The organism is Luteibacter sp. 3190 (assembly GCF_031456385.1).
In the GTDB taxonomy this organism is placed as follows: domain Bacteria; phylum Pseudomonadota; class Gammaproteobacteria; order Xanthomonadales; family Rhodanobacteraceae; genus Luteibacter.
The window spans coordinates 573,688-592,397 of record NZ_JAVDUO010000002.1; the positions used below are offsets into that span (position 1 = coordinate 573,688).

The following is an 18,710-nucleotide window of genomic DNA, read 5'->3' on the forward strand; positions in this document are numbered from 1 at the left end:
GCGTCCGATGGTAGACCCATGCCGTTGGCCTGCCTACCTCGCGATGCCCGCGGGAGCGCGGTATGGCACCATCGGCGACATCCTTCACCTGACTGGCATCCCATGACGATCTCGACGTACGACGCCTCCGTCCCCGTTTTCACCCGCGGCTTCCGCGTGCTGGCCGACCTCCTCGCCAAGGCCGAGGCCCACGGCGGCACCGATCTGATCGAGGCGCGCCTCGCGCCGGACATGCTCAACCTCGCCGGGCAGATCCAGCGCGCCAGCGACACGGCGAAGTTCGCCGTCGCCCGCATCGCCGACGTGCAGCCGCCGTCGTTCGAGGACAACGAGGCCACCTTCGACGACCTGCGCAAGCGTATCGACGACACCGTGGCCTGGATCGGGTCCGTCGACCGCGCGGCGCTCGAAGCCGGTGCGAACCGCGACCTCTCCCGCAAGATCCGCGACAGCGAGTACACGTTCACCGGCACCACCTACCTGCTCACCTTCGCGATCCCGAACTTCTTCTTCCACGTGACCACCGCGTACGACATCCTGCGCCACAAGGGTGTGGCGATCGGCAAGCTGGACTACCTCGGCCTCGACAAGTGAGCGACGGTCGGCCGCGCTGCGCCTGGGGCGACGCGGACGACCTCATGCGCGCGTACCACGACCAGGAGTGGGGCGTTCCCGAGCGCGACAGCCGCAGGCTCTGGGAGAAGCTGATCCTCGACGGCTTCCAGGCAGGGCTGTCGTGGCGGACGATCCTCGCCCGTCGCGACGGCTTCCGGCGAGCCTTCGACGGCTTCGATCCGGAGGTCGTGGCCCGCTACGGCCCGGCGGACACCGAACGCCTGCTGGGCGACTCCGGGATCATCCGGTCGCCGTCCAAGATCGCCGCGACGATCCGCAACGCCCAGGCCTTCCTGGCGATGCGCGACGCCGGCGAGGACTTCGCGGACTTCGCCTGGAGCTACGTCGGGGGCCAGCCGGTGCGCTGGGAGGGACCGGTGCCGCCCAACAGCCCGCTCTCCGCCAGACTGTCGAAAGACCTCAAGAAGCGGGGCTTCACCTTCGTCGGGCCCACGATCGTCTTCGCCTGGCTGGAGGCGACCGGCCTGATCGACAGCCATGTCCCGACCTGCTTCCGGCGCACGGAAAAGGCCGGAAAAACCTTGTCGCACAAGGGTTAACGGGTTTTTTAGCCGGATCGGCGTAGCGTTCGGTCAGGGGTCGCGACAGCGGCCCCCTCCGTCTGGCCCACCTTTGATAGCGAGGGTTCCATGGCTTCCAGCTCCGCCCAACTGTTCATTCCGTACAGCGAATCGACACAGGGACCGTGGATCGTACGCCGTGCTTCCCTACCCCTCGGCCGTTACGCCTCGCAGCGCATGGCCATCACGGCCGCCGAGGCCATGGCCCCCGGCCTCTCCGACAGCCTGGGCCGCCCGGTCGAAATCCACGTGCAGCAGGCCGACGGGACGTGGGAAGAGCACACCTACGTGGTGGCGGGCCTTGTGGGCCGCGGTCGTCCGTTCGAGGGCGAATCGCGCCCTCCAGTTCAGGCCTGACTTCTGGGCGACTGGTTGCGCTCTACTCGTCGAACTGACTTCTAGACCACCCCTCGTCCAATTGCTCAGCTATCTCGCCTCGTTTCATGTCACTCAAGAGGGCGAGATCCGGCTGTCGATCCAAGATGTGCTCTAAGCCGACCGTCTCGAAATCACCGCAGTCTTGCGGATGGTCGTCTTCTCCGCAGACGAGTTGCCAGACACCATCGTTGTGGTGAATGACAACACGCACCGGGCGCTCATCCCGGAACACGTGCCCACATACGATAGCCGTCGTTTCGATCCGCATTAGTCAGTCCCGTGCATTGGGTGGAATCCACTCGGTTCCAAGGTCCTTGCCCCCCTTGCTTGAATTGCAGGAGGGACAGGCGGTTTCGAGATGGTCAATCGTCGTTGCCCCACCCTTCTTACAAAGGGTCACGTGGCATTCGACCAACCCTCGGAAGCAAGCCGGCTGGTGCCTTCAGCGCCAGACGCATTCCAGGTAACAGCCAAAAATGCCCAACCGTAGGTAGCTGCGTCGCTGCGCCTGTTTGCCGCCGCCGTTGCGTTTGCGTCAAGCAACTCCCCGACGCTTTCGCGACCATCCGGATCGGTATATCGGAACGGATTGTTGCTCGCGTACCAATAACGATTAACTCCACGTTCGGGCGAAACCGCTATGGGGTCGACCGAGAGAAACCGACCGATTTCGGGATCGTAGTAACGCTGTTGTGCGTAGAGGAAACTTGATTCTGGATCGACGACATGCCCGGTGAACGACGGGCCAGACTCCGTCGCCGATGGGATTGCGGATCCATAGGCATGGTAGTCCCCCGTTGACAGGGTATTGCCTGCGGCGTCGGCTGTTGCGAGTACGGTACCCTGCGGATCCGTGTAGTAATATGTGACTGTTCTCGCCGTCTGGGCGATTGCCCACGAAGTCGTTCCGAGAAACAGTATCAGTAGCACGGTCACGTGCCAAAGAAGCGCACGGATGCGCACTCGATGAGTTGTCGTAGTCCCCCCTTCCATGTCCCATCCTTGACGTGGCGCCCTGGCAAGCCAGCCCTGCCTGATCCAGAGGCTAGCAATATTTCGTGATTCGCGCGCAGTAATTCATGATGCTCACCGACGACACCAAAGCCGCGATCCGCGCCGCCTATGCGCGGCTGAAGGACGGCCTTGCGGGTTTCCGCGGGCGCGCGGCGCAGCTGAAGATGATCGCCGAGGTCGCCAAGGCGCTGTCCGAGCCGGCCGGCGCGGCGGTGATCGAGGCTCCGACCGGTACCGGTAAATCCATGGCGTACCTCATCGGTGGCCTCGAGGTCGCGCGCGCGCAGAAGAAGAAGCTGGTCATCGCCACCGCGACCGTCGCGCTGCAGGAGCAGCTGGTCCAGCGCGACATCCCACAGTACCTCTCGTTGTGCGGCGTAGAGGCCAAGGTCGCGCTGGCCAAGGGCCGTGCTCGCTACCTGTGCGTGCGCAACCTGCGCATGGCGGGCTCGGAACCCGCGGCCCAGACGGGCTTCGATTTCGACGCGGACCTCGCGCTGTGGTCGCGCCCGCCCGCCGAACGCGACACGAAGGCCGTCGAGAAGCTCGGCAAGGCGTTCGAGGCGCGCGAGTGGAACGGCGACATGGACACCAGCCCGGAACCGGTCTCCGACCTGGTACGCGGCATGCTGACGACGAGCGCGGGCGGCTGCACCGGCCGCAAGTGCGGCGCGTTCGCCGTGTGCCCGTTCTTCGTGGCGCGTCGCGCGATCGGCGAGGCCGACATCGTGGTCGCCAACCAGGACCTCGTGCTGGCCGACCTCACCATGCCACGCGACGAGGACACCTTCGGCGGCGTGATCCTGCCTAAGCCGGAAGACACCCTCTACATCTTCGACGAGGCGCACCACGTGCCCGGCAAGGCCATCGACCGCGGCGCGGCCGACGTGCACCTCGCCACGGCCGTGCGCCGCATCGGCCGCCTGCAGAACCAGATCCACGGCGCCTATTCGCTCACGGACAAGGAGAGCATCGGCAACCTCACGCTCGAAATGGGCGACGAGAAACTGCTGCTGATGTCGAACGCGCTGGAAGAGATCGAACGCGAGATCCGTCTGTCGTGGACGCCGTCGTCCAGCGAGACGGAGCCGGTCTTCCGCGCCTCGCTGGGGCAACTTCCGGAGAACTGGAAGATGCACGCCGAGCACCTGCACCTGATCACGAAGGACATCCAGCGCTGGTTGCGCACGGTGCGCCGTACCGTCGTCGAGATGGAAGCCGGCGGCCCGACGCAGGAAGCGCTGTCGCGCGAACTGGGCGTGGCGCTCGAGCGCCTCGACCGGCAGGTGCGCACCTGGTACGCATGGTCGACCGACGATCGCGAGAACGCGCCGCCGCTCGCGCGCTGGGTCAGCATGACGCCCGAGCAGCAGCTCGTGTGCCATGCCTCGGCCGTCTCGGCCGGTGGCCTGCTGCGCAGCGTGCTGTGGGACAACGCGTCGGCGGTGGTGATGACGTCGGCCACCCTGAGCGCCGGCGGCAACTTCCGCGGCTTCGCCGATTCGGTCGGGCTGCCGAACGAGGCGGTCACGATCAGCCTGCCCTCGCCCTTCGACCTGGAGAACCAGGCCACGCTCAGCGTGCCCGCGCTGAAGACGATGCCGGACGATCGCGAGGGCCATGCGCGCGAGGTATCCGAGTGGCTGGCGAAGCACCTCGACTGGAACAGCGGCAACCTCGTGCTGTTCACGTCGCGCGCGAAGCTCGACCGCGTCCTGCAGATACTGCCCATCGAGTTCGTGCGCAAGGTGCGCGCGCAGGGCTCGCTGTCGAAGGCGCAGCTGATCGCGGAACACAAGGAAGACATCGAGGCCGGCAAGGGCAGCACGCTGTTCGGCCTGGCGTCCTTCGGCGAGGGCCTCGACCTCCCCGGCAAGCTATGCGAGACGGTCGTCGTCACGCAGCTGCCGTTCGCCGTGCCGACGGACCCCGTCGGTGCCACGTATGCCGAGTGGCTCGAATCGCGCGGACGCAATCCGTTCATCGAGGTGAGCGTGCCGGACGCGACGCGCATCCTCACGCAGTACTGCGGCCGCCTGATCCGCACGGAGACCGATACCGGACGCATCGTGCTGCTCGATCGTCGCGTGATCACGAAACGCTATGGCACGGGCATGTTGCGCGCGCTGCCGCCGTTCGCGCGCGACATCGAGCGCGTCGCATGACGATCGTTCGCTTCGACGAACTCCAGGCCGTGCCGTGGAAGAACGGCCTCGGCATCACGCGCGCGATCGCGGTGGCGCCGACAGGCGCGTCGATGGACGCGTTCCTCTGGCGCGTGAGCATCGCGGACGTCGACACCGCGTCGCCCTTCTCGCGATTCCCCGGCATCGATCGCACCATCGTGCTGCTGGAGGGCGACGGTTTCACGATGACGCTCGACGGCACGCGCACGCATGCGCTGACCGTCCCTTGCGAGCCCTTCTCGTTCCCGGGAGAGGCGCACGTGGCCGTCGCGCTGGCCGGCGGTGCGACGCGCGACTTTAACCTGATGGTGCGGCGTGGCGCGGCGACGGGTGCCGTCGAGGTGCTGCGCGGTGCCAGGGCGATCGACGCGGCCGGTGCCGTGCTCGTCCACGTCGCGGCCGGGACCGGCGTGATCGACGGCGTGACATGCACTCGCGGCGACAGCGCGCTGCGGCCAGGGCGGATCGCGCTGGATGGAGGTGCCGTGGCGCTCGTCGTGCGCATCGCCTGATCCACACGTCCAGTCCGGAGGGTGGGAGCCGATCGTATCGGCGATCCGGTGTCAGCCGGCAGGCTCGCCCGGTGCCGCCCGGCTCCACAGATCGACGGCCGTGAGCTGGAACGCCACCGATGGAACGGCGCGTTGCCACGCCTCGATCCCCGGGAACACGTCGCGCAGGTCGCGCACGAAGGCGTCGAATCCGTTGTCGAGCTCGGATACCACCAGCGTTTCCTCTCCTTTGGCATGGAAGAATAGGAAAACGCGGTCGTAGGCGATGTCGCGATTACCCGCCTCCACGCACGTCACGCGTTCCACGGAAAGCTCGCGCACATGCAGGCGCGCCGGACGATGCACGATGCACCGCGTATCGGCATCGAAGCGCACACCCACGCCTTCGACGAGGCGCTCGCGCCATCGCCGCAACAACGGCCGGCGTACTGGAACGACAGGATTCCCCATGCGATCGGCCCGCCCCCGAACGGTTCGATTCAAACGACGTTCACTCCCGATGGGCATCGTAGGAGGTCGTCCCGCCGGAATCCAGACCGTCATGCGCCACGTCTTCACATTCATCGCGGCATCCATGGTCGCCTCCGCCTCCCTCGCGAGCACCCCAGTCACCGCCGTCGCGAACCTCGACCTCGATCGCTATGCGGGGACCTGGCACGAGATCGCCCGGCTGCCGATGTACTTCCAGCGCAAGTGCACGGGTGCCGTCACCGCCACCTACAAGCCCTTGCCCGACGGTACGGTCGCGGTGCACAACGCCTGCGATACCGGCAGCGGCGAGCGCATCGCCAGCGATGGCGTGGCACGTCGTCCCGAGCCCTATGCGCGCGGCAAGCTCGAAGTGCGGTTCGCGCCGAAGTGGCTCTCGTGGATTCCGTTCGTCTGGGCCGATTACTGGGTCATCGCGCTCGACGACGATTACCGCTGGGCCATGGTCGGGCAACCGGGACGGAAGTATCTGTGGATCCTCTCGAGAACGCCGGCCATGGACAAGGCGACGTTCGACTCGCTGAAGCAGCGCGCGACGGCTATGGGCTACGACCTTTCGCCGCTGATCGTTTCCGGGCAAGTGAACGACGGCGGTCCGGCTCGCTAGAATCGGCGGCATGACCGACGCCCCCTGCCCCTGCGACTCCGGCAAGCCGTACGCCGCCTGCTGCGGCCCGTATCACGATGGTTTCGCCGCGCCCACGGCCGAGGCGCTGATGCGCTCCCGCTACAGCGCCTATGTCCTCGGACGCGAGGACTATCTCCTCGCGTCGTGGCACGCGACCACGCGCCCCGTGTCGCTGGACCTTGCCAGGCAATCGCCGAAGCCGACATGGCTCGGCCTGTCGGTGAAGCGACACGACAACCCGACCCCGGAGACCGCCATCGTCGAATTCGTCGCGCGCATGCGCGTCGGTGGCGGACGCGCCGAGCGCATGCACGAGGTCAGCCGTTTCGTGCGCGAGGACGGGCGTTGGTATTACGTGGACGGCGACCTGTCGTGAACCGTGTCGACACCGTCGTCTGCGAAGCGATCGCGTCCATGCGTTTGCTCGTCGTCGAATACGGGGGTGCGACGCGGCTGGTGCAACCGCATGTGTACGGCGACGATAAGGCGGGCGACCGGTTGCTGAGTGCCTGGCAGGTGACCGGCGGCAGCGCGTCCGGCGCGGCCACCGGTTGGAAGTTCTTCCGGATGGACCGCGTGACGTCGGTCGCGCTGAGCGAACGGCGCTTCCATGCGCCGCGGCCGGAGTTCCAGCGAAACGACGGAGCCTTCTTGCGGATCCTCTGCCAGGTGGGCGGATAGCCCGGCGATACGTGGTTCGGTCAGATGATCGAACGCGTGACGCCGCCGTCGACGCGGACCGCGGCGCCCGTGGTGCCCGAGGCCTGCTCCGAGGCCAGGTACACCGAGACGTTCGCGACCTCCTCGACGCTGAGGAGCCGCTTGATCAGCGACGTCGGACGATGCGTCTGGATGAAATCGCGCTCGACGTCCTCCTGCGACTTGTTCTGGTCCTTCGCGATCTTGCCGAAGAAGTCGCTGACGCCTTCGGACAGCGTGGGCCCCGGAAGCACCGCGTTCACCGTCACGCCCGTGCCGGCCAGCACCTCGGCCAGACCGCGCGACACACCGAGCTGCGCCGTCTTCGTGACACCGTAGTGGACCATCTCGCCCGGGATCTGCACGGCCGACTCGCTGGAGATGAACTGCACGCGACCCCAGCCGCGATCCTTCATGCCCTTCGCGTAGTGGCGCGACAGACGCACGCCGGAGTTCACGTTCACTTCGAAGAAGCGCGACCACTCGGCATCGTCGATGTCGAAGAAGTCCTTCGGCTCGAAGATGCCGAGGTTGTTGATGAGGATGTCGGCATCGGGCACCGCCTCGATCAGCGCGGCCGCGCCTTCGGCGGTGCCGAGATCGGCGGCGACACCGGTCACCTTCGCGCCTGGCGCGGCCTTCTTCACCGCGGCGATGGCTTCGTCGACGCGCGCCTGCGTGCGACCGGTGATGACCACGGAGGCGCCGGACTGCGCGAGGCCGGTGGCGATGGCGAGGCCGATGCCCGCGGTGGAACCCGTGACGATGGCGCTGCGGGTCGAGAGGTCGATGTTCATGGCGTGCTCCGGGAGCGAGGGGATGGAATGACCCTTTCCATGCTCGGGGCGTGGCGCCCGGGAATCAATCGCTCCAAAGGCAAAAGAGTCTGGCGCGCAGGCCAAGAACGACGGTTTCGATCAGGGCGCGAGGAACTCAGATCGCGACGCGCGTCTCGCCTGCCGGAACGCCGTTGGGTCCGAAGCGGCGCTCCATGACGACGGTGCGGTTCGCGTCGTCCACCAGGATCACGGTCGAGGCGCGGGTGCCATAGGCCTCGCCGACGATGAAGGCGCTGGAAAGGAAACGCTCGCGCTCGATGCCGATGCCCGTATCGGGAAGCACGTCGTCGGGCCAGCGGCCCTGGTCGGAAAGCATCGCGAACAGCGCGTCGGTGTCGTCCTCCGCGCCGGCCGCCAGCCAGTCGGCCAGGCGATGGGTGAGCGCGCGGGTCTTCGGCCACGGCGCGTTGAAGTCGGCGTTGCTGAGCCCATGCACGCCCGGTTCGACCGGCTGCGCCCGCGCGCTCGGATGATTGCCGAGGTAGTACGCGTCGTGCGCGTCGAACGTCAGCAGGTTGAAGGGCCGGTAGTCGCGTGCGGAGGCCATCAATTCCACGGCGTGCTCGCGCGCCGGAACGTTGGACCCGAGGTAGTCGGCGACGAGCAGGCCCCGCGAGAGCCCGCCGTGATCGGCGGTGAGGTCGCGCACATTGGTGATGACGCTGACACGCCCCTGGGCGCTCGCGCCGGCCCAGGTTCCGCCGGCTTCGAGATCGCGGCCCGCGACGATCTGCGGCGCCTCGTCCCACGCGGCCAGGGGCGCGGTGGGTCGGGCGTGAAATTCGTCGCGATTGCCGACGAGGACGAGGCGCCAGCGCGGATGCGCGCGCCATGCGAAGGCGATCAGACACATGGGGGCGTGACCCGGGAGGACATGCGCCTATTGTGGTTGCCACCGGCGGCGGGGCCAAGGGCAGGCGCCGCGCCGGTGAGCCTCCAAGAGCAGACTCAAGCCGCGACCGTGGCCTTGGCGCGCTTCGCCGCCAGCATGCGTGCGATGGATGCCGCCGCTTCCCGGCCGTCGTAGACCGCGCGGACCACGAGGTCGGCGCCGCGGACGTTGTCGCCGCCGGCGAAGATCCGCGGGTTGCTGGTCTGCAGCGGCAGGCGGCCTTCGCCGCCAGCGACGATGCGGCCGCCGCGGTCGCGCTCGATGCCGAAGGCGTCGCACCAGTCCGGCGGGCTCGGCTGGAAACCGAACGCCTGGATCACGACGTCGGCCCGCAGCTCGGACTCGCTGCCGTCGACGTTCTGCGGGCGCGGTCGGCCGTCGGCGCCTTCGACGAGCTGCGTCTCGACCACGCGCACCGCCGTGACGCGATGTCCGTCGCCCACCAGCGCGACGGGCTGCCGCTGGAAGAGGAACCGGACGCCCTCCTCCCGGCTGTAGCCGACTTCGCGACGCGAACCCGGCATGCTCGGCTCGTCGCGGCGATACACGCAGGTGACCGACGCGGCGCCGAGACGGATCGCGGTGCGGTTGCAGTCCATGCCGGTGTCGCCGCCGCCCAGCACGACGACGTGCTTGCCCGCGAGGTCGTATTCGGGAGCGGGCGCTTCGTCGCGAAGCAGCCGTTCCGTGTTCGCGATGAGGAACGGCAGCGCGTCGTGCACGCCCTGGAGGTCGCGCCCTTCGAGCTGGCCATCCACGTAGGTATACGCGCCCGTGCCGACGAAGACCGCGTCGTAATCCGCGAGGAGTTCGTCGAACTCGATGTCGCGCCCGATCTCGACGCCGAGGTGGAAGCGCACGCCCATGCCTTCCAGCACCATGCGGCGCGTACGCACCACCGATTTGTCGAGCTTGAACGGCGGAATGCCGAAGGTGAGCAGGCCGCCGATCTCATGCTGGCGATCGAACACGTGCGCCTCGATGCCCGCGCGACGCAGGCGGTCGGCGCAGGCGAGACCCGCCGGGCCGGCACCGACGATGGCGACGCGCGCGCCGGTCTCGCGCACGCGCGAGAGATCGGGACGCCAGCCCTGTCGGATCGCCTCGTCGGTGACCCAGCGCTCAACGCTGCCGATGGTCACGGCGCCGAAGTCGCCCTGCTCGAGCGTGCACGCGCCTTCGCACAGGCGATCCTGCGGACAGACGCGACCGCAGATCTCCGGGAGCGGATTGGTCTCGTGCATCAGCGTCGCGGCTTCGAAGAGCCGACCGTCCTGCACGAGCTTCAGCCAGTTCGGAATGTAGTTGTGGACCGGGCAGGCATGCTCGCAATACGGATTGCCGCAATCGATGCAGCGGCCGGACTGCGAGGCGGCTTCCGACGACGCGAAGTCACCGGAGATCTCGCCATAGCCGAGCACGCGAACCGCCACGGGCACCGTCCGCGGCGTCTGCCGCGGAATGTCGAGGAATCGGAAGTCCTTCGCGCTCATGCGGCACTCCGCAGTTCTTCGGCCAGCGCGTCGAGACTCGCCGCCTTGGGTTTCACCAGCCAGAAACGCTGCAGCAGGCCGCGGAAATCGCCGAGGACGCGACGGCCCCAGGCGCTGCCGGTGAGTTCGGCGTGGCGCGCGATGAGCTGGCGCAGGTGCTGCATGTAGTGCTCCATGCCTTCGTGCGAAATGCGCACGATGTCGACGAGTTCGTGGTTGTAGCAGTCGACGAAGTTACGCTCGGTGTCGAGCACGTAGGCGAAGCCACCCGTCATGCCCGCGCCGAAGTTCAGTCCCGTGCGACCGAGCACCGCGACCACGCCGCCCGTCATGTATTCGCAGCAGTGGTCGCCCGCGCCCTCGACGACGGCCAGCGCACCCGAGTTGCGCACGGCGAAGCGCTCGCCCGCCTGGCCGGCGGCGAACAACTCGCCGCCCGTCGCGCCATAGAGGCAGGTGTTGCCGATGATCGACGCGTCCTGGCTGGCGAACGGCGAGTCGGCGGGCGGGCGCACGACGAGACGACCACCGGCCATGCCCTTGCCGACGCCGTCGTTGGCCTCGCCGATGAGCTCGATGTGCACGCCGGCGGCGTTCCACGCGCCGAGGCTCTGGCCCGCCGCGCCGGTGAGGTGGAGGTTGACCGGCTTGTCGCCCATGCCGGCATCCCCCCAGCGGCGCGCGACGTCGCCGGACAACCGCGCCCCGATCGCGCGATCGGTGTTGACGATCGGGTAATGGAACGTGCCGCCGAGACCGTCGGCGACCGCCGCGCGCGTGTCGGCGGCGATACGGTTGGCCAGCGACGCGGGATCGCGCATCGGATTGCGCGCGAACGTGCAGGCGAAATCCACCTGCGTGCCGAGGCCGTCCTCACCGATCAGCGGCGAGAGGTCGAGGCGCTCCTGTACCGGCGTCACGCCGTCGCGCTGCTCCAGGCGTTCGCTCTGGCCGATGAGTTCGGCCAGCGACCGCACGCCGAGGCGCGCGAGGTGACGACGCACGTCTTCCGCGATGAAGCGGAAGTAGTTCATCACCATGTCGGGCAAGCCGAGGAAGTGCTTCTGACGCAGCACGGGATGCTGCGTGGCGACGCCCGTCGCGCAGTTGTTCAGATGACAGATGCGCAGGTACTTGCAGCCGAGCGCCACCATCGGACCGGTGCCGAAGCCGAAGCTCTCCGCGCCGAGCATCGCCGCCTTGATGACGTCGAGGCCCGTCTTGAGGCCGCCGTCGGTCTGCAGGCGAACGCGGCCGCGCAGGTGGTTCAGGCGCAGCGTCTGCTGCGTTTCGGCGAGGCCGAGTTCCCACGGCGTGCCGGCGTATTTGATCGACGTGAGCGGGCTCGCGCCGGTGCCGCCGTCGTGGCCGGACACCGTGATGAGATCGGCACCGGCCTTGACCACGCCGGCGGCGACCGTGCCGACACCCGCGTGCGAGACGAGCTTCACGGAGACCAACGCCTGCGGGTTCACTTCCTTCAGGTCGTGGATCAGCTGCGCGAGGTCTTCGATCGAATAGATGTCGTGGTGCGGCGGCGGCGAGATCAGGCCGATGCCGGGCTTCGCGTAGCGCAGGCGCGCGATGGTCGCGTCGACCTTGTGGCCGGGGAGCTGACCGCCTTCGCCAGGCTTGGCACCCTGCGCGATCTTGATCTGCAATACCTCGGCGTTGACGAGGTACGCCGGCGTGACGCCGAAGCGGCCCGACGCCACCTGCTTGATCTTGGAGGCGCGATCGGTGCCGTAGCGCGACGGGTCTTCGCCGCCTTCGCCCGAGTTGCTGCGAGCGCCGAGGCGATTCATCGCGATCGCGAGCGCCTCGTGGGCCTCCGGCGACAACGCGCCGAGCGACATGCCCGCGGAATCGAAGCGCCGCAGGATGGCCTCGACGGGCTCCACCTCGTCGAGCGGCACGGGCGTTCCCTCGCGCGGCACGAGCAGGTCGCGCAGCGCGGAAGGCGGACGCGTGTCGACATGTCGCGCGTACTTCTCGTAGTCCGCGTAATCGCCCGTGCGCACGGCCACCTGCAGGCTCGCGATCACGTCCGGACCGTACATGTGGAATTCGCCGCCGTGCACGTACTTGAACAGGCCGCCGGCGCGGAGCGACTGCTCCTCGTCCCACGCCTCGGCCGCGAGCAGACGCTGCTCCTGCTCGAGGTCGTCGAACGTGGAGCCGCCGATGCGCGACGGCGTGCCGGGGAAGCACAGCGCCACGACTTCCGGCGCCAGGCCCACGATCTCGAACAGCTGCGCGCCGCGATACCCCGCGACGGTGGAAATACCCATCTTCGACAGGATCTTCAGCAGGCCCTTGCGGATGCCGCGACGGTAGTTGCGGCCGATCTCGCGCGGGGCACCTTCGCCGTTGCGGATGTACCCGCTGCGGCCCATGTCGAACAGGCTCTGGTACGCCAGCCACGGATAGATCGCGGTAGCGCCGAAACCGATCAGGCAGGCGAAGTGGTGCGGATCGCGCGGTGTCGCGGTCTCCACCATGATGTTGCACTGGCAGCGCAGGCCCGTGTCGACGAGGCGCGCATGCACCGCGCCCGTGGCCAGCAGCGAGTGGATCGGCAGCAGGTCGCGTCGCGGGTAACGATCGCTCAGGAACACCACCCTGACGCCGCCGCGCACGGCGGCCTCGACATCGTCGCAGATGCGACGCAGCGCCTGCTCCAGCGTCTCGCCGGCGCCGTACATGAGATCGAAACGCGGGGTGTCGGCGTAATCCGGGTTCGCGAGGATCTGGCGCAGCTTGCGCTGGGAAAGGATCGGCGAGTTGAGCAGGATCTGCTTCGCGTTCTCGGGGCCGAGATCGAAGATGTTCCGCTCCTGACCGATCTGCGTCACGAGCGACATGACCAGGCGCTCGCGCAGCGGATCGATGGGCGGATTCGTCACCTGGGCGAAGCCCTGGCGGAAGCGGTCGAACAACGGACGGATCTGCCGCGAGAGCACCGCCATCGGCGTGTCGTCGCCCATCGAGCCGGTTGCTTCGGCTTCCGTCTCCGCCAGCACCTTGAGCACGGATTCGCTCTCTTCGCGCGAGAGGCCGTAGAGCTTCTGGTAACGGCGGAGCTCGTCGGCCGGCAGCGGCTCGGCGGCGAGGCTGGGATCGATCAGGTCGGATTCGAGGTAGGTGACGCCGTCGCGCAGCCAGTCGCGGAACGGCGCGCGGGCGCGGTTGATCGCGTCGATGTCGGCATCGCGCAGCAGGCGGTGCTCGCGGAAGTCGACGGCGATCATCTCGCCCGGCGCCAGGCGTCCCTTCGCGACGATACGCGAGGACGGAACGTCCCAAAGGCCCGCCTCGGACGCCACGATCAGGTGGTTGTCGTCGGACAGCGCCCAGCGCGCCGGACGCAGGCCGTTGCGGTCGAGCGTGCACGCCGCGTAGCGGCCGTCGCACATGACGAGGCCGGCTGGCCCGTCCCACGGTTCGCTGTGCAGCGCGTAGTACTCGTAGAAGGCCGCGAGGTCTTCGTCGATGTCCTCGCGCGCCGCGTACGCCGGCGGCACGAGCACGCGCATCGCCGTCAGGAGATCCATGCCGCCCATCAGCAGCACTTCGAGCGCGTTGTCGAGGCTTTCCGAGTCGGAGCCCTTCTGCCGCACGAGCGGACCGATGTCGGAGAGGTCGACGCGCTCCGACCGCATGACAGAAGTGCGTGCCTGCATCCAGCGACGGTTGGCGCGGATCGTGTTGATCTCGCCGTTGTGCGCGAGGAAGCGGAACGGCTGCGCGAGCCGCCACTGCGGCGACGTGTTCGTGGAGAAGCGCTGGTGGAACACCACGGCGTCCGCCACGAGCGCGGGATGTTTCAGATCGGGATAGACGTCGCGGAGGTGACCCGGCGCGGCCATCGCCTTGTACCCGACGACTTCGCCGGAAAGCGACACCACGTAGAAATGCTCGTCGTCGGCCAGCGCGAGTTCGGCGCGGCGGCGCGCACGAAAGAGCGCGGCCTCGAACGCGGCCGATGACCATTCGTTCGGCGCGTCGACGAATACCTGGCGCACGCGCGGCATCGAGGCCGCGGCGAGCGGTCCGCAGGCCGACGCGTCCACGGCCACGTCGCGCCAGCCGGCGACGCGGAGTCCGACGTTGGCCAGTTCGTCCTCGAGCACGTGCGCCGCGGTCTCGTCGCCCGCGGGATCGAGGAAGACGACGCCGCTGGCGAAATGCGTCGCCAGCGCGATGCCCGCTTCGCCCGCGAGGGCGCGCAGCCACTCGACCGGGCGGCGCACGAGCACGCCGCAACCGTCGCCGCTGACGCCATCGGCGTTGACGCCGCCACGGTGGGAAAGTTTCGCCAGCGCGGCGAACGCGGTATCGACCAGCGCCGCGCTGGCGTGGCCGTCGATCTGCGCCACGATGCCGAAGCCGCAGCTGTCGTGTTCGAACGCCTCGTCGTAGAGGCGCGGAGTGCCTTGCTTCACCGTCCGCCTCCTGGGGCATTGGGTTGGTGCTGGGTCATTGCGTGCACGTGGCCCCGCGACCTGGAACGGTCGACTTTCACGTACACGCGGAGGGCATGCGGCTCACTTTAGACATATTTGCGGCGTTGCGTCAAAGTTTTTGGACGTCCAAACGAAATTCTTACGGGTATGGTCGCGACGAGCGGGCGCGTAGGAGCGGACCTGGCCGCGACTGCTTCTCGCCCCGGTCATCGGGCTGGCGCGCCAGCTCGCAGGTTCAGCCTCGACAGCTGTCGCGGCCGGGTCCGCTCCTACAGTCGGGGCGCGATGGGTAATAATCGGACGATGCGCCCATTCCACCGCCTGCCCCTCCTCCTGACCCTCGCCACCGCCGCTCTCGCACCCGTCCCGCCGGCCCGCGCCGCGCAGGAGGGCAAGGCCCGGGCCGAGCAGGACGACGCCCGGCAGAAGCTGGAGGGGGTCCGCAAGGACATCGACGCGCTGACGCGCGAGCAACGTGAGACGGCGAACAGCCGCGACGCGGCCAACGCGGCGTTGGCGAAACAGGCCGAGCAGGTGTCGGCGGCGGCCCGGGCGGTCCGCGACACGGATACCGAGCTCGAGCATCGCCGGCACGACCTGGAACAGCTCAACGCCCAGCGTGCGGCCATCCAGGCCGGCCTCGATACGCAGAAAGGGGCGCTGGGCGACCTCCTGCGTGCCACGTACACCCTCGGCCGGGGCTCCGACCTCCAGCTGCTGCTGGGCGACGAGGACGTGAACCGCATTTCCCGCGCGCTGGCGTACTCCCGTTACTTCCAGGAGAACCGCGTCGAGCGGATTCGGGCGCTGCTCGCGGATCTTTCCCGCCTGCAGGAGGTCGAAGCCGCCATCACGGCCGAACAGCAGAAGCTCGAGGCCACCCGGAAGGAGCGCGAGCAGCGCGCGGCGGAGCTGGAGAAGCAGCGCGCGTCGCAGCAGAAGCTCGTCGCCGAAGCCGACTCGAAGTACAAGGACCAGGCCCAGCGCATGGCGGCCCTGAAGCAGAACGAGCAGGACATGAACGCGCTCGTCGCGCGCCTGCAGAAGGTGATCGACGAGGCCGCGAAGGCGGCCGAGGCGCCGCCCCCCGCGAAGGGCGCGCCGAGCGCGCCGGTCGGCAACCTGCGCGGCAACCTGCCCTGGCCCGCGAGTGGCCCCGTGCACGCTTACGGCAACGGCGTGATCATCGTCGCGCCGCGCGGCAGCGAGGTGAAGGCGGTCGCGCGCGGCCGCGTCGTGTTCGCCAGCTTCCTGCGCGGCTACGGCATGATGATCATCGTCAACCACGGCAACGGCTTCATGAGCATGTACGGCAACAACGAGACGCTGCTGCACGGCGTGGGCGACACGGTGGAGGCCGGCCAGGCCGTCGGCACCGCCGCGGCGCCCGCCGGCGACAACGGCGCTTACTTCGAGCTGCGCCAGGGCGGCAAGCCCATCGACGCGCGCGCATGGCTCGGCAAACGGCATTGATCACGGAGACAGGCATGCGCCAGCACCCCCTTCGCCTCGCCCTCGCGCTCGCCCTCGGCGTGCTGGCGGTTCCCGCCAGCGAGGCCCAGCAGGCGAAACCGGTACGGCAGCCCGACGCGCCCGCCGCGTCGTCCACCACCGCGGCGGCCGTGGTGCAGCAGGCCGACGACACGGTGAGCCTGGAGGACATCCGCAATTTCACGCGGGTGTATCACATCGTGCAGCAGGCCTATGTCGAGAAGCTCGACAACAAGAAGATCATGAACGCCGCGATCGGCGGCATGCTGCAGAACCTCGATCCGCACAGCGAATACCTCGACAAGGAGGGCCTCGACGAACTCGACGAGGACACCACCGGCCAGTACGGCGGGCTCGGCATCGAGGTGCTCCAGGTCGACGGCATGCTGAAGATCGTCGCGCCCATCGACGATACGCCGGCCTCGCGCGCGGGCATCAAGCCGGGCGACACGATCCTCAAGGTCGACGGCATGGTCGTCGACGGGCAGAACATCGACGACGCGTTCAAGAAGCTGCGCGGCGATCCGGGCAGCAAGATCGTGCTGACGATCCTCCACGAGAAGTCGGACAAGCCGATCGACATGCCGCTGGTGCGCGAGCGGATCAACGTCACCAGCGTGAAGGTGCGTCCGCTGGAGCCGGGGTACGTCTACATCCGCCTCAGCCAGTTCCAGGAAGACACCTCCACCGACCTGGACCGCAAGCTCTCCGACTACATCAAGAAGAACGGCGCGCCGAAGGGCGCGGTGCTCGACCTGCGCTCCAATCCCGGTGGCCTGCTCACCACGGCGGTCGGCGTCGCGGACACGTTCCTCGACAGCGGCACCATCGTGACCACGAAGGGCCGGCTGCCCGACGCCAACCTGCATTTCGACGCGCACCCGGGCGACCTGCTCAAGGGCGCCCCCATCGTGATCCTCGCCGACAACGGGACCGCGTCGGCGGCGGAGATCGTGTCCGGCGCGCTGAAGGACAACCATCGCGCGCTGATCATGGGCCGCCGCACGTTCGGCAAGGGCGTCGTGCAGACGGTGATCCCGCTCGACGAAACGCATGCCGTTAAGATCACCACGGCGCGCTATTACACGCCCAACGGCACATCGATCCAGGCCGAGGGCATCAAGCCCGACATCGCGCTGGCCGATCTTTCGGTGAACAAGTCGGATGCCGCGCCCCAGCTGATCGGCTCCGAGGCCGACCTGCGCAATCACCTGGCGAACGAGAAAGCCTCGACGGGCGATGCGACGACGAGCGACGACGACGGAAAGCTCGCACTCGAGGACTACGCGCTCTCGCAGGCGCTGAACGTGCTCAAGGGCCTGGCGCTGAACCGGGCCAGGTGACGTTGGGCGAGCGGCCGAAAGGTGGCGCGCGAGCCTGATGACCGGGGCGGAAAGCTGTCGCGGCCGGGTCCGCTCCCACAAGGGCCACCGCTATTGTTGGAGCGGACCTGGCCGCGATCGCTCTTGAGGCCGAACCTGCAAGCTGGCGCGCGAGCCTGATGACCGGGGCGAAGAGCGGCCGCGGCCGGGTCCGCTCCAACGGCGGTGGCTGTGGGAGCGGACCTGGCCGCGACAGCTCTTGAGGCCGAACCTGCGAGCTGGCGCGCGAGCCTGATGACCGGGGCGAAGAGCAGTCGCGGCCGGGTCCGCTCCAACGGCGGTGGCTGTGGGAGCGGCCCTGGCCGCGACAGCTCTTGAGGCCGAACCTGCGAGCTGGCGCGCGAGGCTGGAGGCCGGGGCGAGAAGCTGTCGCGGCCAGGGCCGCTCCTACCGTAGCGGTCGGGCCTGGGGGTCTTACCAGAGCTTCCACCACGGACGGGTGGCTTTCTCCACCGCCCGGCGCGCCTTGCGCGGCAGATCCGGATCGACCGGCGCGGATGGCGTGGCATCGGCGAACGACCAACCGTCGCACGCCGCGGCGCCGTAGGCGGAGGCCGGCAGGTCGGCATGGAACGTCGTGACACTCTGCGCCAGTTCGACCGGCAGCGAGTAGTAATGGTCGACGTCGTCACCTTCGGCGTCCGCGGCGTCCTGCATCGCCTCGATGCGCGCGTGGATCGCGTCGAACGCCGGCGGCAGGCCACCACTGGTGGAGAGGTGCCGTGAATCGTCCTGCTGGCCGTCGTGCTCCGCGCGCCAGTTGCGCAGGCCGTTCACGTAGCAGGCGGACGAACTCACCATGACCTGATCGTCGTATTCGCATACCAGCACGGTGCAGCCGCGCGAGAGGCGGCGCATCTCCGCCTCGGCGATCAGCGGCGCGGCGAAGCGCGACACGACGACGAACCAGCCGTTCGGCAGGTCGAGCGAATAGCCCCGACCGGGATGCGTGGCGACCTTGCCGTTTCGCACGAGGTCCATCGCGGCGAGCACCTCGTCGCCGCGCTTTCCCTTGACCGCGAACCAGCCGATCGAGGCCCCCATG

At 68.3% G+C, this 18,710-nt stretch carries 17 protein-coding genes; 10 read left to right on the forward strand and 7 right to left on the reverse strand.

All coding sequences use genetic code 11. The features are described 5' to 3' along the window. The first annotated feature begins 102 nt into the window (after window positions 1–102). The 3 genes from J2X58_RS12470 (at window position 103) to J2X58_RS12480 (ending at window position 1,553) form a co-directional block, all read left to right on the forward strand. The gene (locus J2X58_RS12470; protein WP_090056180.1) at window positions 103–594 is read left to right on the forward strand and encodes a DUF1993 domain-containing protein; all 492 of its coding nucleotides are present in this window, start codon (window positions 103–105) and stop codon (window positions 592–594) included. Beyond that, complete coding sequence (locus J2X58_RS12475) at window positions 591–1,175, forward strand: DNA-3-methyladenine glycosylase I (RefSeq protein WP_310048551.1); 585 nt, start codon at window positions 591–593, stop codon at window positions 1,173–1,175. Before J2X58_RS12470 ends, J2X58_RS12475 begins: the two co-directional genes overlap by 4 nt. Before the next feature lie 90 nt (window positions 1,176–1,265). After that, window positions 1,266–1,553, forward strand: coding sequence for a DUF2188 domain-containing protein (locus J2X58_RS12480; protein WP_310048552.1), 288 nt, complete (start codon window positions 1,266–1,268; stop codon window positions 1,551–1,553). 417 nt (window positions 1,554–1,970) lie between these two features. On the opposite strand, the gene J2X58_RS12485 is transcribed toward J2X58_RS12480, so the two are convergent. After that, on the reverse strand, window positions 1,971–2,567 hold the full coding sequence (locus tag J2X58_RS12485) for an RHS repeat-associated core domain-containing protein (protein WP_310048555.1): 597 nt from the start codon (window positions 2,565–2,567) through the stop codon (window positions 1,971–1,973). An 89-nt stretch (window positions 2,568–2,656) separates the two neighbouring features. Between J2X58_RS12485 and dinG the strand changes: the two genes are divergently transcribed. Further along, on the forward strand, window positions 2,657–4,753 hold the full coding sequence (gene dinG / locus J2X58_RS12490) for an ATP-dependent DNA helicase DinG (protein WP_090056175.1): 2,097 nt from the start codon (window positions 2,657–2,659) through the stop codon (window positions 4,751–4,753). After that, window positions 4,750–5,286 carry a HutD family protein gene (locus J2X58_RS12495; protein WP_310048556.1) on the forward strand — a complete coding sequence of 179 codons (537 nt, stop codon included), beginning with the start codon at window positions 4,750–4,752 and terminating at the stop codon, window positions 5,284–5,286. Before dinG ends, J2X58_RS12495 begins: the two co-directional genes overlap by 4 nt. A gap of 51 nt (window positions 5,287–5,337) precedes the next feature. Here J2X58_RS12495 and J2X58_RS12500 read toward each other — a convergent pair whose 3' ends face one another. Then, on the reverse strand, window positions 5,338–5,850 hold the full coding sequence (locus J2X58_RS12500) for a hypothetical protein (protein WP_310048558.1): 513 nt from the start codon (window positions 5,848–5,850) through the stop codon (window positions 5,338–5,340). Here J2X58_RS12500 and J2X58_RS12505 point away from each other — a divergent pair. The 3 genes from J2X58_RS12505 to J2X58_RS12515 are packed head-to-tail and all read left to right on the forward strand — an operon-like array spanning window position 5,828 to window position 7,084. Then, on the forward strand, window positions 5,828–6,382 hold the full coding sequence (locus tag J2X58_RS12505; protein WP_090175315.1) for a lipocalin family protein: 555 nt from the start codon (window positions 5,828–5,830) through the stop codon (window positions 6,380–6,382). The two genes, J2X58_RS12500 and J2X58_RS12505, sit on opposite strands and share 23 nt — an antisense overlap. 10 nt (window positions 6,383–6,392) lie before the next feature. Further along, window positions 6,393–6,779: a YchJ family metal-binding protein gene (locus J2X58_RS12510; RefSeq protein WP_310048559.1), complete on the forward strand. Its 387-nt coding sequence runs from the start codon at window positions 6,393–6,395 to the stop codon at window positions 6,777–6,779. Beyond that, a complete protein-coding gene (locus J2X58_RS12515; protein WP_310048561.1) occupies window positions 6,776–7,084 on the forward strand; it encodes a hypothetical protein in 309 nt (102 codons plus the stop codon). The genes J2X58_RS12510 and J2X58_RS12515 overlap by 4 nt, the downstream gene beginning before the upstream one ends. A 20-nt stretch (window positions 7,085–7,104) precedes the next feature. Here the strand turns inward: J2X58_RS12515 and J2X58_RS12520 are convergent, their stop codons facing one another. From J2X58_RS12520 to gltB, 4 genes are all read right to left on the reverse strand, one after another. Beyond that, on the reverse strand, window positions 7,105–7,899 hold the full coding sequence (locus J2X58_RS12520; protein ID WP_310048562.1) for an SDR family oxidoreductase: 795 nt from the start codon (window positions 7,897–7,899) through the stop codon (window positions 7,105–7,107). Between the two features lie 136 nt (window positions 7,900–8,035). Then, complete coding sequence (locus J2X58_RS12525) at window positions 8,036–8,794, reverse strand: NRDE family protein (RefSeq protein WP_310048563.1); 759 nt, start codon at window positions 8,792–8,794, stop codon at window positions 8,036–8,038. Window positions 8,795–8,889: 95 nt separating this feature from the next. Continuing rightward, a complete protein-coding gene (locus J2X58_RS12530) occupies window positions 8,890–10,326 on the reverse strand; it encodes an FAD-dependent oxidoreductase (RefSeq protein WP_090056157.1) in 1,437 nt (478 codons plus the stop codon). Then, on the reverse strand, window positions 10,323–14,771 hold the full coding sequence (gltB, locus tag J2X58_RS12535) for a glutamate synthase large subunit (RefSeq protein ID WP_310048565.1): 4,449 nt from the start codon (window positions 14,769–14,771) through the stop codon (window positions 10,323–10,325). Before gltB ends, J2X58_RS12530 begins: the two co-directional genes overlap by 4 nt. A gap of 324 nt (window positions 14,772–15,095) precedes the next feature. Here gltB and J2X58_RS12540 point away from each other — a divergent pair, with 324 nt between their 5' ends. Together J2X58_RS12540 and J2X58_RS12545 are read left to right on the forward strand one after the other, a co-directional pair. Beyond that, the gene (locus J2X58_RS12540; RefSeq protein ID WP_090175309.1) at window positions 15,096–16,265 is read left to right on the forward strand and encodes a peptidoglycan DD-metalloendopeptidase family protein; all 1,170 of its coding nucleotides are present in this window, start codon (window positions 15,096–15,098) and stop codon (window positions 16,263–16,265) included. A gap of 14 nt (window positions 16,266–16,279) precedes the next feature. Then, window positions 16,280–17,626 (forward strand): S41 family peptidase, encoded by a 1,347-nt coding sequence (locus tag J2X58_RS12545; protein WP_310048567.1) that lies wholly within the window; start codon window positions 16,280–16,282, stop codon window positions 17,624–17,626. Window positions 17,627–18,079: 453 nt separating this feature from the next. On the opposite strand, the gene J2X58_RS12550 is transcribed toward J2X58_RS12545, so the two are convergent. Next, on the reverse strand, window positions 18,080–18,709 hold the full coding sequence (locus tag J2X58_RS12550; protein WP_310048569.1) for a hypothetical protein: 630 nt from the start codon (window positions 18,707–18,709) through the stop codon (window positions 18,080–18,082). Window position 18,710 lies beyond the last annotated feature (1 nt).